The organism is Carnobacterium jeotgali MS3 (assembly GCF_000745125.1).
In the GTDB taxonomy this organism is placed as follows: domain Bacteria; phylum Bacillota; class Bacilli; order Lactobacillales; family Carnobacteriaceae; genus Carnobacterium_B; species Carnobacterium_B jeotgali.
Genome location: NZ_JQNF01000010.1, coordinates 538,039 through 553,117, shown reverse-complemented (window position 1 = coordinate 553,117; position 15,079 = coordinate 538,039). Strand labels below are relative to the sequence as shown.

Annotated in this window: 15 protein-coding genes and 2 pseudogenes; 9 read left to right on the top strand and 8 right to left on the bottom strand. The window is 36.8% G+C overall.

Annotated features, from left to right (window positions below):
• Positions 1-104 precede the first annotated feature (104 nt).
• Complete coding sequence (gene glpK / locus BP18_RS10195) at positions 105-1,610, bottom strand: glycerol kinase GlpK (RefSeq protein ID WP_029277797.1); 1,506 nt, start codon at positions 1,608-1,610, stop codon at positions 105-107.
• A gap of 87 nt (positions 1,611-1,697) precedes the next feature.
• Positions 1,698-2,240 carry a dihydroxyacetone kinase transcriptional activator DhaS gene (gene dhaS / locus BP18_RS12340; RefSeq protein WP_051669249.1) on the bottom strand — a complete coding sequence of 181 codons (543 nt, stop codon included), beginning with the start codon at positions 2,238-2,240 and terminating at the stop codon, positions 1,698-1,700.
• A gap of 203 nt (positions 2,241-2,443) precedes the next feature.
• On the opposite strand from dhaS, the gene BP18_RS10185 reads away from it, so the two are divergent.
• The 6 genes and pseudogenes from BP18_RS10185 (at position 2,444) to BP18_RS10160 (ending at position 6,840) form a co-directional block, all read left to right on the top strand.
• Positions 2,444-3,583, top strand: a complete 1,140-nt coding sequence (locus BP18_RS10185; RefSeq protein WP_029277794.1) for a glycerol dehydrogenase — start codon at positions 2,444-2,446, stop codon at positions 3,581-3,583.
• Positions 3,584-3,620: 37 nt separating this feature from the next.
• On the top strand, positions 3,621-4,610 hold the full coding sequence (dhaK, locus tag BP18_RS10180) for a dihydroxyacetone kinase subunit DhaK (protein WP_029277792.1): 990 nt from the start codon (positions 3,621-3,623) through the stop codon (positions 4,608-4,610).
• Positions 4,611-4,656: 46 nt separating this feature from the next.
• Complete coding sequence (gene dhaL, locus BP18_RS10175; protein ID WP_029277790.1) at positions 4,657-5,241, top strand: dihydroxyacetone kinase subunit DhaL; 585 nt, start codon at positions 4,657-4,659, stop codon at positions 5,239-5,241.
• Positions 5,238-5,612: a dihydroxyacetone kinase phosphoryl donor subunit DhaM gene (dhaM, locus tag BP18_RS12740; RefSeq protein ID WP_029277788.1), complete on the top strand. Its 375-nt coding sequence runs from the start codon at positions 5,238-5,240 to the stop codon at positions 5,610-5,612. Before dhaL ends, dhaM begins: the two co-directional genes overlap by 4 nt.
• 108 nt (positions 5,613-5,720) lie before the next feature.
• Positions 5,721-6,330, top strand: a pseudogene (locus BP18_RS12735) (iron-containing alcohol dehydrogenase); the annotation flags it as partial.
• A 300-nt stretch (positions 6,331-6,630) separates the two neighbouring features.
• A complete protein-coding gene (locus tag BP18_RS10160) occupies positions 6,631-6,840 on the top strand; it encodes a hypothetical protein (RefSeq protein WP_029277787.1) in 210 nt (69 codons plus the stop codon).
• A 142-nt stretch (positions 6,841-6,982) separates the two neighbouring features.
• Here BP18_RS10160 and BP18_RS10155 read toward each other — a convergent pair whose 3' ends face one another.
• The 3 genes from BP18_RS10155 to BP18_RS10145 all read right to left on the bottom strand — a co-directional run bounded on the left by BP18_RS10155 (position 6,983) and on the right by BP18_RS10145 (position 9,408).
• Positions 6,983-7,426, bottom strand: coding sequence for a YdeI/OmpD-associated family protein (locus BP18_RS10155; RefSeq protein ID WP_331279862.1), 444 nt, complete (start codon positions 7,424-7,426; stop codon positions 6,983-6,985).
• Positions 7,427-7,583: 157 nt separating this feature from the next.
• Positions 7,584-8,417 (bottom strand): peptide-methionine (S)-S-oxide reductase MsrA, encoded by an 834-nt coding sequence (gene msrA / locus BP18_RS10150; RefSeq protein ID WP_035050607.1) that lies wholly within the window; start codon positions 8,415-8,417, stop codon positions 7,584-7,586.
• 115 nt (positions 8,418-8,532) lie between these two features.
• The gene (locus BP18_RS10145; RefSeq protein ID WP_029277785.1) at positions 8,533-9,408 is read right to left on the bottom strand and encodes a LysR family transcriptional regulator; all 876 of its coding nucleotides are present in this window, start codon (positions 9,406-9,408) and stop codon (positions 8,533-8,535) included.
• A gap of 140 nt (positions 9,409-9,548) precedes the next feature.
• On the opposite strand from BP18_RS10145, the pseudogene BP18_RS12465 reads away from it, so the two are divergent.
• Positions 9,549-9,653, top strand: a pseudogene (locus BP18_RS12465) (sugar O-acetyltransferase); the annotation flags it as partial.
• A gap of 99 nt (positions 9,654-9,752) precedes the next feature.
• On the top strand, positions 9,753-10,409 hold the full coding sequence (locus BP18_RS10140; RefSeq protein ID WP_029277783.1) for an SDR family oxidoreductase: 657 nt from the start codon (positions 9,753-9,755) through the stop codon (positions 10,407-10,409).
• An 86-nt stretch (positions 10,410-10,495) separates the two neighbouring features.
• On the opposite strand, the gene BP18_RS10135 is transcribed toward BP18_RS10140, so the two are convergent.
• Both BP18_RS10135 and BP18_RS10130 read right to left on the bottom strand, forming a co-directional pair.
• The gene (locus tag BP18_RS10135) at positions 10,496-11,497 is read right to left on the bottom strand and encodes a nucleoid-associated protein (protein WP_029277781.1); all 1,002 of its coding nucleotides are present in this window, start codon (positions 11,495-11,497) and stop codon (positions 10,496-10,498) included.
• Positions 11,498-11,672: 175 nt separating this feature from the next.
• Positions 11,673-13,019, bottom strand: coding sequence for an Nramp family divalent metal transporter (locus tag BP18_RS10130; RefSeq protein WP_029277780.1), 1,347 nt, complete (start codon positions 13,017-13,019; stop codon positions 11,673-11,675).
• A gap of 156 nt (positions 13,020-13,175) precedes the next feature.
• On the opposite strand from BP18_RS10130, the gene BP18_RS10125 reads away from it, so the two are divergent.
• Positions 13,176-14,042, top strand: a complete 867-nt coding sequence (locus tag BP18_RS10125; protein ID WP_029277778.1) for a MurR/RpiR family transcriptional regulator — start codon at positions 13,176-13,178, stop codon at positions 14,040-14,042.
• Positions 14,043-14,084: 42 nt separating this feature from the next.
• Here BP18_RS10125 and BP18_RS10120 read toward each other — a convergent pair whose 3' ends face one another.
• Entirely contained in the window at positions 14,085-15,062 is a 978-nt protein-coding gene (locus BP18_RS10120) for a Gfo/Idh/MocA family protein (RefSeq protein WP_035050694.1), read from the bottom strand.
• Positions 15,063-15,079: the final 17 nt, after the last annotated feature.

Sequence of the window (15,079 nt, the reverse complement as noted above, 5' to 3'; positions counted from 1 at the left end):
AAAAAAAGTGTAGTGCATTTTATACTAAGATTTTTTGTTTACTCGTTAACTTCCGGTATATAAATTTATTGATGTCCTATTTTATTCTAATCATTACATAATGATTATTCATGCAGCAATTTAGCGTAATAACGTATCGCTTCAATAGCGCTATGCCAAGAGTGCAGTTTATCTTGCCGTTCATTAATAGTCATATGAGGTTCAAATTGTTCATCCGCAGAAACTAAAGCAATTAGCTCATCTTGATTACGCCAATAATCAACAGCTAATCCGGCGAGGTATGCAGCCCCTAGTCCGGTCGTCTCTAAACGTTCGATGCGTTTAACTGTTTTTCCAAGAATATCTGCTTGAAATTGGATTAACAGATTGTTTTGTGCAGCTCCACCGTCAACGTGAAGAAGGTCCACTACGATACCGGTATCTAATTCCATTAATTCGATGATATCACTGACTTGATAAGCAAGAGATTCTAAAGTTGCTCGAACCAATTCCTGATGGCTTGTAGATTCATCAATTCCTAGAATAGCTCCTCGTACGCTTGAATCCCAATAGGGTGCACCAATTCCTCGAAAGGCTGGGACAACATAAACGCCCGAATTGGTCTCTGCTTCAAGAGCCAACAACTCTGAATCATCTATTGATTCAAATAAATTTAAGCCGTCTTTTAACCATTCAATTGCACTACCTGAAATAAGAGCCGAACCTTCAAGAGCATAGGTTATTTTGTTGTCAAGTGAATATCCGATGGTAGTGAGCAATTTGTGTTCGGATAGTTTTGGTTCAGAGCCAGTATTCATAACGATAAAGGTTCCTTGACCATAAGTACTTTTTACTTGGCCAGGTCGAAAAGCTAATTGACCAAATAACGCGGCCTGTTGGTTTCCGGCAACGCCAGCAATTGGAATTTTTACGCCATCAAAAAGATCTAAGTCAGTTATTCCATAAAGATGAGAGCTTGGATAAACTTTTGGTAACATGCTCTTAGGGATATTAAACAGACTTAGTAACTGTTCATCCCATTCTAGCGTATGGATATTGAACAACATTGTCCTTGAAGCGTTCGTATGATCGGTACAGTGCAACTTACCATTGGTCAGATTCCAAATGAGCCAGCTATCAACTGTGCCAAAGGCTAATTCTCCACGATCTGCTCTTTCTTGTGCACCAGTATGGTGATCAAGGATCCAACGAATTTTGCTAGCAGAAAAGTAAGGGCTCAGAACTAAACCAGTCTTTTCATGGATGTAGTCTTCAACGTGTTCTTGCTTAAGTTGATTAATAATAGCTAGTGATTGATTGGAACTCCAGACAATTGCGTTGTGTATCGGCTGACCAGTTTTACGATCCCACACAATAGTCGTTTCACGTTGGTTTGTGATGCCAAGTGCTTTGATTTGATGGAATGAGACTCCGGAATGTTTTGTAACTTTAAGAAGCACATCACAGACTGACTGCCAAATGGCATTTGGATCTTGTTCGACCCAGCCGGATCTTGGTATCTGCTGTTCAAAAGTTTGTGCTGCTGTGCTAATGTAATTTCCTTGGCGATCAATAATAATTGCACGCGTTGTGGTTGTCCCTTGGTCAATTGCTAAAATATATTCTGCCATAAGTTATGATCTCCTTAAATAGATTGCATGGTAAAACAGTCATCTTCATGCTGTTGAAAGTTGTTGTTATCCTAAGATCGCTTAGGGCTAAATTTTATAGTGGATTACTTGAATAAGCAATTCATGATAGCTTTTACTATCCGGCTCACAGTCTTCAAGCACCCAATGGTAGAGCATCTCAGATAGGCCGTAAGCGTAAAAGTCAGTCGTTGCTTCGATGAAAGTTTGATGGTTGTCAGTAGCAAGATGCGTTTGAAAATAATCATCCGAAATGTTTTGAATACTTTTTTTAATATAATACTCAAAGTAATCTTTAAAGGAATCCAACTTCATATTTGAAAAAATTTTCTTGTAATATTTTTTATTCTCTTCAAGGTATTCCAATAGAAGGAACAATGCTTCTTCCCATTTCCCCCAATTCATGATCAGTTGAATTAATTCAGTGACTTCATGTGAGAAAATCCAAGTAATTAAATCGTATTTGTCATCAAAATGATCATAAAAAGTCTGACGACGGTAATCAGTCTGATCCATTATATCTGTTATCGATATCTTATCAATAGCTTTTCTATTAGCTAGATGTTTAAGAGAACAAGAAATAATTTCCTTTGTTGTGTTTTGTTGGTTCATTTTTGTGACCCCTTCGACAACTTATTAACTACCACATTCAATTACTTTTAATTATACTTCATACTCAAAAGTAATTGAAGCGGACAAAGAGAATCTTTTGTCTGTTGAAATGATAACGCTTACTCGGTAAGCTTTGTTTAGTCCTAAGGAAAGTACTTCATCATTTTATAGATCAAATATTTAAAAAAATAGGAGGAATAGAAATGAGAAAAGCATTTATTAGTCCAACAAAATATGTCCAAGGAGAAAACGAGTTATTGAATTTAGGTTTTTATATTAAATCCTTTGGTGAATCTGCTTTAGTTATTGGGAATCCAGGCGATATCGAACGGGTTCAAGACAAATTGGATAAAACAGCTGAACGTTTTGGCGTAACCTTACATCTCGCAGATTTTGGTGGAGAAGCGACACGTGAAGAAGTCAATCGTCTTAAAAAATTAGCAAAAGAAAAAGGGACAGATATCATCGTTGGATTAGGCGGCGGAAAAGCAATTGATACATCTAAAACGGTTGCTAATGGTCATAATTTAATTGTCTGCCCAACGATTGCAGCTACAGATGCTCCAACTAGCCACTCTGCAGTGTTATACACGAAAGATCATCATTTTGATGAATATGCTTATTTTATCCAAAGTCCTAGCGTGGTCTTAATGGATACTACGGTAATTGCTCAAGCACCAGCTCGATTCTTAATTTCCGGCATGGGAGATTCGCTAGCTACTTATTATGAAGCGCGTGCGACACGTCGTTCAAATTCAAATGTAAACGCTGGCTTGCCGAATGGATACCATACAGGGGATACAGCACCTGCTAAAGGTACGATTGCATCTATCACATTAGCAAGAGCTTGTTACGAAACAGTGATGGAAAATGGCTACAATGCAAAGATTGCTTGTGATAATAATGTTGTTACACCAGCGTTAGAGAATATTATTGAAGCAAATACACTATTATCTGGTCTTGGATTTGAATCAGGCGGATTAGCTGCAGCACATGCCATTTATAATGGCTTGACAGTTTTAGATGGTCCTCATAATTACTTCCATGGGGAGCAAGTAGCCTTTACAACATTTGTCCAACTTATCCTTGAGGACGCACCAAATGATGAAGTTGAAGCTTTATTAGACTTCAGTTTATCTGTTGGGCTACCTGTATCACTAGCAGACTTGGATGTAGCAGAAGTGAAGTATGAAGAAATCCTTAAAGTCGCCGAAAAAGCATGTATCCCTGAAGAATCTATTCATGCTATGCCTTTTGAAGTGACACCTGAAAGTGTAGCTCAAGCCATCATCGCAGCTGATGCGATCGGACGAGACTACAAGAAACGTAAGTCAGTAAAATAAACTAGTTTTTAAACTATAGATCAAAGGATGGGAACTGATGAAAAAAATTGTAAATGATCCGAGTAATATAGTTGATGAAATGCTACAAGGCATGATCATAGGCCATTCTGAATTGATCCAAAGAATTCCAGAGACGGGTATCATCCAACGTAAATCGGCAAAATCAGGGAAAGTAGCTATTATTTCTGGGGGTGGAAGCGGACATGAACCTGCTCATGCAGGATTTGTTGGTGAAGGTATGTTGTCTGCGGCTGTTTGCGGAGCAGTATTTACTTCTCCAACGCCAGATCAAATTTTAGAGGCCATTAAAGTAGCCAATGAGGGTGCCGGTGTCTTCATGGTAATCAAAAATTACTCTGGAGATATCATGAATTTCGAAATGGCTCAAGAATTGGCTGAAATGGAAGGAATAGAAGTTGCAAGTGTTGTCGTAGATGATGATATCGCTGTTGAAGACAGTTTATATACGCAAGGCAAACGTGGCGTAGCCGGAACGATTCTCGTTCACAAAATAATAGGCTACGCAGCGCAACAAGGAAAGTCGATTACTGAAATCAAAGCATTAGCTGACAACTTAATGCCGAATATTAAATCCATCGGGCTCGCACTGACTGGCGTAACTACACCAGGAAGCGCTCAGCCAAGCTTTGTTTTAGCTGAAGATGAGATTGAATACGGAGTAGGGATCCACGGTGAACCAGGGTATCGTAGGGAAAAATTGCAAACATCTTACAATCTTGCAAAAGAGTTATTGACAAAATTAGTCAATGAATTTGATGCAAAAGCAACAGACCGGTTTGCGGTAATCGTTAACGGACTAGGTGGAACACCATTAATGGAACAATATGTTTTTACAAATGATGTACACCAGCTTATGGATGAACGTAAACTATCAGTGGACTATTATAAAATAGGCAACTATATGACGTCACTTGAAATGCAAGGATTGTCATTGACGTTACTCCATTTAGAAAATGATTTTTATATTGAAGCATTAAACGCACCAGTTACAACTATAAGCTGGTAAGCAGGTTGACAGATTATCGGTTATACGGAAGGGGTCTAAACCCATAATGGATATACAAACAGGAATTCGTTGGATGGAATTATTTAACGAGAAGATCCAACAAGAAAAAGACTATCTCACGCAACTAGATACACCGATTGGAGATAGCGATCATGGCAATAATATGTCACGAGGCATGGCTCATGTTGTCGAAGCGATCGATACACAAGCTCCTGATTCACTCGAAGAGCTTTTAAAGCTAATTACGACCACTTTATTAAGCAAGGTCGGGGGTGCGTCAGGTCCACTTTATGGTTCAGCTTTTATGGGTATGTTGAAAACATATCAAGGAGATGGATCATCATGGAGTAAAGTACTGCAAGGTGGATTAGAGAGTATCCAAAAACGAGGAAAAGCCGAAGTTGGCGATAAGACAATGATCGATGTTTGGGCACCTGTTGTTCAGGCAGTAGAAAACGATCAATTAACGGACGAAATTATTGATGAGGCAGTTGAAGCAACGAAACGATTAAAAGCTAAAAAAGGGCGTGCTTCATACGTAGGTGAACGCTCTATCGGACATATTGATCCAGGTGCTTATTCTTCTGCTTTACTATTTCATACTATGCTAGAAGCGGAGGCTGGACAATGACAACAACTGGAATTATTATTATCTCTCACGTATATGAAATTGCAAAAGGAATCAACCGATTAATTCAAGAAGTTGCTGGTGATGTTAATATCGAAGTGATTGGAGGCCTATCCGAGACTGAAATCGGGACAAGTTTTGATAGTATTCTTGAAGCCGTCAACAATCATCCATCGGACAATTTACTTGCCTTTTATGACTTAGGCAGTGCCAAGATGAATTTGGATATGGTGAAAGAGCTTAGTGATAAAACCATCACTATTTACGATGTGCCGATAGTTGAAGGTTCTTATACTGCAGCAGCACTTTTACAAGCTGACGTTACTCAAGAGGCAATTGAAGAGCAATTAAAAGAATTACACATTGATAAGTAAAAAATAAAAAGCAACCGGAGTAAAGATCATGTCAAAAGAAAATTATAATTTTATGATGCCTAATGTGAATTTCTTTGAACCTGGAGTAGTCGAAAAGGTTGGGGAAAGAGCAAGACAGCTGCAACAGGCATGGATGTACTGACACACTGTGTGGAGTCATATGCATCAATAAATAGAAATCCTATTACAGACGCCCAAGCAATTCAAGGAATAAAATTAATTTCCAACTATTTAAGACGTACTGTAGCCAATGGACATGATATAGAAGTGAGAACAAATATGTCTTACGCCTCAATTTTAGCTGGAATGGCCTTCAATAATGCTGACTTAGGTTACGTTCACGCAATGGCTCATCAATTAGGCGGGCAGTATGATGCTCCTCATGGTGTTTGCTGTGCTGTTCTAATGCCAACCGTCGAAAAATGGAATAGCATAAGCAATCCACAGCGTTTTGCTGATATTGCAAAATTTTTAGGTGGAAATATCGAAAAGTTAACAGTCATGGAAGCTGCTGACAAAGCTATCGAAGCAATGATTCGGATTTCCGAAGATGTCGGTATTCCAAAAAAATATCAAATCTCTTGGTGCATTGCCAGAAGACTTTGATAAGATGGAAGATGGCAGAAAATGCTCTGAAAGACGGGAATGCATTCTCTAATCCTAGAATGGGAAAAAAGAAGACATTATTAAATTGTATCAACAAGCATACGAAGCATAAAAGGTAATTCTTTTAAGATATCAAAAATATAGTAGAAATAGCAGTATAGAAACCATGAGGGTGGAATCTATGCTACTATTTTTTTGTTTCTGCTTATGATTCATTTGTTTTGAGATATCCGATTCATTTTTAATGAAGAAAAATAATACACTAAATAATAAGAACTGTTTAGCGTTCGGCTACTGCTAGATATCAATATCGACTCATGTTATAATAAGTGACTTAAAGTAATGACGACTTTAGTTAGAACGGATGCTAAGAAAACCTCCGTCTATCGATAAAATATGGAGGTGTAAGAACATGAATAAACAATGGACGATTGCTTCAATTAAAGAATTTGTTGAAAAGAATTCGGATAGCAAGTTGCTAACGACTGAATATCACGGTTTTTCTCAAAAACTAGAATTTGAATGCGCCTGTGGCAACAAGTTTGAAAAGTCATTTACAAAATTTAAAAATAAAAATCAACGTAAGTGTGAAGTTTGCCAACCGTTAAAAGAAGCATTTTAACCGGAATTGCTAAAAAATCATGCCACTTTTTTTAAAGAAAAGGTGGCATGATTTTTTTATATTAATAGTTTCTGTGCATCAATAATTGAGCAACCGCCATTGTTATTCCACTGGCCGTAAAGTTTATTTGCGCTGGTATTTTCTATAAACTTATCCAATCGTCTATTAAAAAGAACGGAGTCATTTTATAAACTTGGATGGTATCGATTCTTATCCTTCGATAAAGTTCAGGAAAGCTAAGGAAATTCTGATAAACTTGATCATCTTCTTTTAAACGTGTTTCAATCTCTTGATGGATGATAAAGGATTCAGGATGCATGTCTGGGAGAACGCTCAAGCCGGGTTCATTCATCAAATCTAATTTAATGAGGCTTCTTGCGCGTTCTTTATTTAATTCGGTCCAATTGCTTTTTTCCTTTCTCGGAGAAAGTCTTTGAGCAGATCCAGTATCAGAGATTTTTTTCTTAATGCCATCAATCCAACCAAAACACAAAGCTTCCTCAACGATATCTAGGTACTGAACAGCTGCTGTTCCTTCAATCCTACTGACGATTACCCAGCAAAAACTTTCCGTAGTTGAATGCACTTCAAGCTAATTTCTCAAGTCTTGCCTGTTTGTAATGTTAAGCGGATTTTCGATTTCCATCTTTTTATATCCTTTCTATGATGATAAGTAGTTAGTATAGTTAATTGGCCGTCAATGAGATAGAAAAATACCGATGTAATCATCTATCTCATTAGTATTATTGTGTAAACCGGTTGAATGTCTTCTGGATTTTACCTTGCAACCGTTGGAAAGCCAAAAATTGTTGGCGAGAACGCTCAATTCTTTTGTATCTCTTTTGATTTTTTTTATAAAACTGTTGGTGGTAGTTTTCAGCTGGCCAGAATACGCTTGTGAGTTCAATTGCTGTAACGATTGGGCGTTTGTATTTGCCAGAGGCTATCAACTGTTGTTTTGAGTTTTCAGCAATTTGCCGTTGCTGCTCATTACGAACAAAAATAATTGGACGATACTGACTACCGCGGTCTTGAAATTGACCAAACGCATCAGTAGGGTCTGTTAACTGCCAATAAAGTTCGACTAAATCTTTATACTGGATAATTCTTGTATCAAAAATAATCTCAACCGCTTCAACATGACCTGTGTACTGGCCGCTCACTTGATCGTAAGTGGGATGATCCATATGCCCACCCGTATACCCAGATAAGACTGAGACAATCCCGTTGTGGGTTTCAAACGGTTCTACCATACACCAGAAACACCCTCCTGCAAATACCGCAGAATCCTGATAAGCTGGATCTTCTAAGGTATGTTTTGCAAAATCAAATGAAGGATGAATAGGATCATTATCAGTAATGTTGTTATAAAAATCGGTCACATCAGGCGTTAAATTATTGCGTAAGGCAAGTGGACGCAACTCAGCTTCAAGTTTTGAGAGCTGGTCGTCAAAAATTTTGCCGTTTTCTAAAGCATTTTTGGTCGATAATACTACTGACCGTTCCCATTCGCGAGTTGCTGGATTGAGTATTAAATTATAGAGTAGGTTAAGGGTTTCTTCTTGATTTGGTTTCATCTTGGCAACCATCCTTAAGAGTGATTTTTATTCATTATACCGTAATCTGTCAGGCTCATGAGTTTTTAGAATCGATAAATGATAAATCTTAAATAGCTTAGCGAGCACTCGTTTGTTAGGAAATGATAGAATTTTGAACTGTTTTTAAAAATAGAGCTGCTGCTTTTGAAGGAATTTGATTCTTTTTCCAAATAATATTTAAACTCGCTTCTAAAGTAGGTTTTAATGGAACGAAGTTTAGATTCGTTCCTTGGGTATTAACAATACTAGCAAGACATAATGCGCAACCTAACCCTTCTTTTACCATGATAGAAGCATTATACAAAAGATTATAGGTGCCAATAATCTGATGGCTAGTGAGATTTTCTCCAAGCCATTCCCCAATTTGATCGTCTACCAATGATTGATTTGAGACGAAAAGAGAGAGTGTTTTCAAGTCATTAGGTAAAATGAATTCCTTTTGTGCATAGGGATGATCATTACGAACCAGAAGGCCCCATTGATCAGTTTGTGGCAATTTTAGATAATCATATTTTTTCTTTTCCACTGGATCGATGACGATGCCAAAATCGATGATTCCTTTGTCTAATTTTTCGGAAACGTCATCGGCGTTTCCACTATATAAATGAATTTTCAAATCAGGATGCTCTGTAGTTAGAACGTGTAGATTTTTAGCGATAACTTGCATGGCTTTAGTTTCGCCGCCTCCAATAACAATCTCACCACTGATCGTTTCTTTACTTGATAAGTTGGAAGTCGTGATATTTACTAACGAAAGAATTTCTTTGCCGCGGTTTAACAAATATTTTCCATCTTCAGTCAATGTGATTTCACGATTTCCACGCGTAAATAATTGTACTCCCAATTCTTCTTCCAAATCTTTTAGTTGTTTTGACAAAGTAGGCTGAGTTAAATGCAATGATTCTGCCGCTTTGCTAATCGTTTTTTCTTGTGCAACCGTTAAGAAATAATTTAATACACGAAAATCCAAAACAATCACTCCTTATATATAGATAAAAAGCATAGCTAAATATATTCCATAAGTATTAGTCAGATTTAGTTTAGCTTAGTATAATGAAATGAACAAGAAATAACTAATTAGGTGGGTGAAATGATATGAAAAACTTATTAAATCGTATTGTTGCTGCGGATGCTACAGTCACTAAAGATGTGCCAGCCAACGTTATTGTGGCTGGAACTCCTGCAAAAATAATCAAAGAAATTCCAGTTGAATAGAGAAAGACTCGACTTTTTATATTAGTCTAAAAGCCAATGAATCGCTTAAATAAAAAATATGGTCTATACTAAATTTAGATATTGAAAGGAGTTTTTTAAATGAAAGTTTTTGTTATAGGTGCCAATGGGAAAGTAGCCCGTCATTTTGCTGATTTTGTTAAAGAGGACTCTACTATTGAAGAAATCGCAATGATTCGTAAAGCTGAGCAAGCTGATTTCTTCAAAGAACGTGGGATTGAGACAGTTCTCTTAGATCTTGTTAAGAATACAATAGCTGAGATAGCTGAAGCTATGAAAGATGCTGATGCCGTTCTTTTCAGTGCTGGAGCGGGTGGAAGTGGTTATGATAAAACTGTTTTGATTGATTTAGATGGAGCAATTAAAGCCATGACTGCTGCAGAACAAGCAGGCATTAAGCGTTTTGTTATGGTTAGCACATTCCGAACTGGTCGGGAAGCTATGTCTCAAGAACACGGGTTACAAGTTTATACGATTGCAAAAAACTACGCTGATGAGTGGTTGAAAAATCGGACCACATTAGATTGGACGATTGTTCATCCAGGTATCTTAGTGGATAAACCGGGTACCCATCAAGTAAAAGTAGGTATGGGTCAAGAAATTAACGAGATTCCGCGTCAAGATGTAGCCCAAACCTTAATCTCTGTACTCCACAATGATAATACGATTAAACAAGAGTTTGAGGTTTTAGCTGGTAACACAGCAGTCGAAGAAGCTATCCGTAAAGTAAACCAATAAGATTAGAAAGAAATAACTTAAGAATTAAGTTCTAGATAGACGAAATAGGCCCCCAAAAGGTAACCTTTTGGGGGCCTATTTGTTCACTAAAACAAGTTTTTTATTTTTTCAATATTTTTGATCATCACAGAGGTCGTTCCATCAGGGTTATTAATAAATTCAACCACATCTGGATCTCTATAAAGCTCTAATGGAATACTAAGTTCGATTCCATTATCTAAACGGAATTTTTGTTTTGAATATTTGGGACCAGCTACAGCGACTTCAGCAGGAGCGCGGTCTACATAACCCAATTCTTTTATTTCTTCAAAAAACTTTTCTTTTTTCACTTGATTATCGCCATAAAGCGTATCCGCGATGACTTGATTATCGATAACATTTTCTTCCGTCATGCTGTGAACAAGGGCATCTTTCGTATCGGCCAGTACTTGGAACTCTTCGTCATCGAAAGCTTTACTTGTTTTTTGAACGGCTTTTTTAATGATTGAGATATTTTCCTTTAGACTTGGTTGAGGTTTATCTTCTAAAAAGAGTTCAGTGAAATAATAAATCTTTTCTTCTAATTCAGCAATCAGATGTTTTTTCTCAATTACGTGGTATTCCATACTGCCTAAATTTAACACCATGCCTTCTTGAATCGCTTGGCGGGCGCTTGGCAAAATAGAACGGTTGACAATCAACTGATTTGTTAGCGTATCTTCTTCATATGAAACATAATGAGTGATACTGTCAGAATAATTTAATTTGAACAGTCCTAAATGAGGTTCTTCATCCAAAGTAAAATAGACAAATAATAAATCAGCAGGCGGTATTTCTGGATTCAGTTTTGTAATGGAAAAGAATTTTTCAGTTAAGGTCTTTGTTGTTTCAATAAAATCTGTTTGAATAGTCGAAAAGGTTTGATTTAGCGGGTTACTTTCGGCTAATACCCCCGTTTTCATATTATCTGAGTCTTCTACTTTTTCGATCATGGCATGCAGATAATCAAATGTGAATTTCTCCGTCAGATCTAATCCAGCAAAAGAAAAAATTGGTTCATTGCTGTTTAAATCAAAAATGTGTAAGATCGCTTCTTTTATATAAATCATGTTGTTCCCTCCGTTTTCAGTCACGCTTTTTAGTATCTCATACATTTGATAGTCGTGAAAGAGGTTTTGAGAAAACAAGACTGAAGAAATTGTATTTGGAATGAGAGATAACTCACTCCAAATCTAACGAATAGATAAGTCAAATCGCTAGGGGAAAGATCTCTCAAAAAAACTTTTAATGGCTAGTCAATGTGTAAATGACTAGATATATATTTAAACAAATAATGACAACTGTAGCTGTCCAGGCCACTATTTTGACCCAAGTTGAGTTTACAAAACTGCCCATTTTCTGTTTATTGCTGGTGAATAAAACCAGAGGAACAAGTGCAAAGGGAAGTTGCATACTTAAAATAACCTGGCTTAATATTAAAAGATTGGCGGTTCCGTTTTCTCCAGCAATAACCGTCACAATAAATACTGGAATCACAGCTAGTAGTCTTGTAATTATGCGACGCACCCATGGTTTAACCCTTAAATGAATAAAGCCTTCCATGACAATTTGACCGCTTAATGTTCCGGTAATAGTCGAATTTTGCCCAGAAGCTAATAAGGCAACTGCGAATAAGGTGCTTGCTATAGATGCGCCGATAGTGGGTGTAAGTAAAGCATAAGCATCTTCTATACCACTGACAACTTGTCCGTTGCCATAAAAAGCTGATGCACCTAAAACTAAAATCATCGAATTAATCAAGAAAGCAACGGTCAAAGAAAAGATTGAATCGATGCGAGCAAATTTGACCGCTTCTTTTTTTCCTTTTTCTGTCCGTTCATAACTTCTCGTTTGAATAATTGAGGAATGCAGATATAAATTATGTGGCATAACGGTTGCGCCTAAAATTCCTAACCCTACAAATAGAATTGATGGGTTTGTAACAATATCTGAACTAGGAACATAACCTTGAACTAAATCTGAGATAGTTGGATTAGATAATACAATTTCATATGCAAAAATGATGAATATGGTAGCCATTAAGATAATGACAATATTCTCAATAATACGAAAATTGCGTTTCTGCAATAGAAGAAGTAACAGCACATCCAACGTTGTTATGGTCACACCTAAAAGGATGGGAATATTAAACAGTAGTTTTAAAGCTATAGCAGATCCAATAACTTCAGCAATATCCGTAGCAATAATTGCAAATTCGGTTAAAATCCATAAGAAGAAAGCGGGTTTTTTCCCAACGGAAGCACTGGTTGCTTGAGCTAAGTCCATGCTTGTGGCAATTCCTAAGCGCGCAGCCATTTCTTGCATTAAGGTCGCGATTAAACTAGCAATCAATATGACACTTAATAACGTATAGCCGAATTTGGATCCACCTTCTATTGATGTCGCCCAATTACCCGGGTCAACATATCCAACGGCTACTAATGCACCAGGACCCATAAAAGCAAGTAATTTTCTTAGAAAAGAAGCATTTGCGGGAGGGACTTTTACTGAACTATTTACTTCTTCCAGACTGATTGTATCTATTTTCTTTATCCAACTTTTATGACTCGACTTTTCATTCTTTTTCATCATACCTCATATCCATTCGTATTTTATTCTACTTATACCATTAGTTAGTTTAGAACTCTAGGTAACTTTTGTAAATAGAAAATCCTTCTACACTCGTGGATAGATAGTAAAATGCAGCTAATTGAGATAAAATCAAGTATAAAGGAGTTGTTTAATGTGGTGCAAGTGTTAAATAAGCTAAAAGATCAAACGAATTTTACAAATACAGAAATGAGAATTGCAGATTATATTATCCGAAATATCACTAAAATCCCTACAATCTACATTGAGGATCTAGCAAAACGAACCTATACTTCGCACTCAACGATTATTCGTCTCTGTAAAAAAGTTGGCTATGACGGATTTAGAAGTTTTAAAGACGCTATTTCAGGTGTCGTTTATAGCCAATTGCATTTGCCTAGCGAAGTGGACGCAAACTTCCCATTCAAACAAGAAGATTTAACGATGGATATCGCTAAAAATATAGCAAATTTAACCATTGATACGATAAAAAAAACATTAAATCAATTAGATGAAGATTCCCTACAATCAGTGGCAGAACTGCTTTTCAAAGCTGAACGCATTTTCCTCTTTTCTCGTGGCGATTCACAAATACGAGCGAGAAGTTTTCAAAACAAACTAGTGAAAATCAATCGGTTCGCTATTATCGCTGAAGAATACGCAGATGAGGCGTGGAATGCTTCTAATCTTACCCCAAAAGATTGTGCTTTATTTCTATCTTATGGTGGCACTAGTCCACAATATCAACGGATGCTCCAACATTTTTCTACTAAAGAGATTCCAACCATTTTGATTACTGGAAATAGCGAGTCTCATTTAAGCGAGTTAGCTACCAAAACGATAGTGGCCGTTCAGGAAGAATATGATTTTGTAAAGGTCGGAACTTTTGCATCCCAAGTTGCATTTGAGTATCTATTAGACACGCTGTATTCTATTTTGTATGCAAAAGAATACAGCAGCAATTTGGAAAATTTGAAAGAAAAGCAGACACTCATTCAAAATGGAATCTTAACTGAAGAACTTTAATCATCCGGTACCCGATTAGCCTTTATGAGACGCTTTAAAAATTTAGCCTAAGGTTATACCAGCAGTGACTAAGCTTTTATCTACAACAGCCATAACCATTTCACTATGATCAAGTTGTTTTTTCATCGCTTCAAAATCAGATTCTCTAATGATTCTTTCAAATTCAAGGAATTCCTCATACATCCGGTGCGTATGAACTTTACAATCGATTAGTTTGCTTTCATTCTGACGATTGATTACCGTAAAGTGGTCAAGAGTGCCGGTAGCACCATCAATAATAATAGCTCCTGCATTGCCTTGAATAATGGTCCGTATTGGAGCTGTAGAATCTTTAGCACCGATACAGACGACTTTTTTATCCCCGTAATCAAGGCTTAGGATACCAGAAGTATCAATTCCATTTTCAACATTCGCCAAATAGTTTACTTTTTGTGGCTCTCCAAAAAGGCCGGTCACAAAATGAATGTTGTAAATATTAATATCCATTAAAGCCCCGCCACCCATTTTGGGATTGAAAGCTGGCAATATCTCGCCTCTTTTAAAAGCATCATACCGTGAAGAGTATTGGGAATAATTACATTCAATAATTTTAATATCTCCAATCGTTCCTACTGCTTCTTTTATCTTTTTATAGTTGGTTAAGTATTGATTGGTTATCGCTTCTAACAATATGACGTGGTTTGCTAAAGCTAGCTCTTTCAGTTCTTGCATTTCGGATAATTTTAAAGTGAAGGGTTTTTCGCAGATTACATTTTTTTTATTCAGTAAGGCTTGTTTGGCATAAGAGAAATGCAAATGATTTGGCAACGCAATATAAACGGTGTCGACGCGCTCATTTTTTAGACATTCTTCATAGTTAGTTGAAACTTCGTTAATGCCATAAGTCTTTTTCAAATCATTCATTTTAGCAATACTTCTATCCGTTCCCACAATTGTTTCTAACTCAATCCCCGGAATATCAGAGACCATGGGTAAAAAATCATTTACTATCATTCCAGAACCTATAATTGCAAGTTTCATCGTAAAACCTTCTTCCT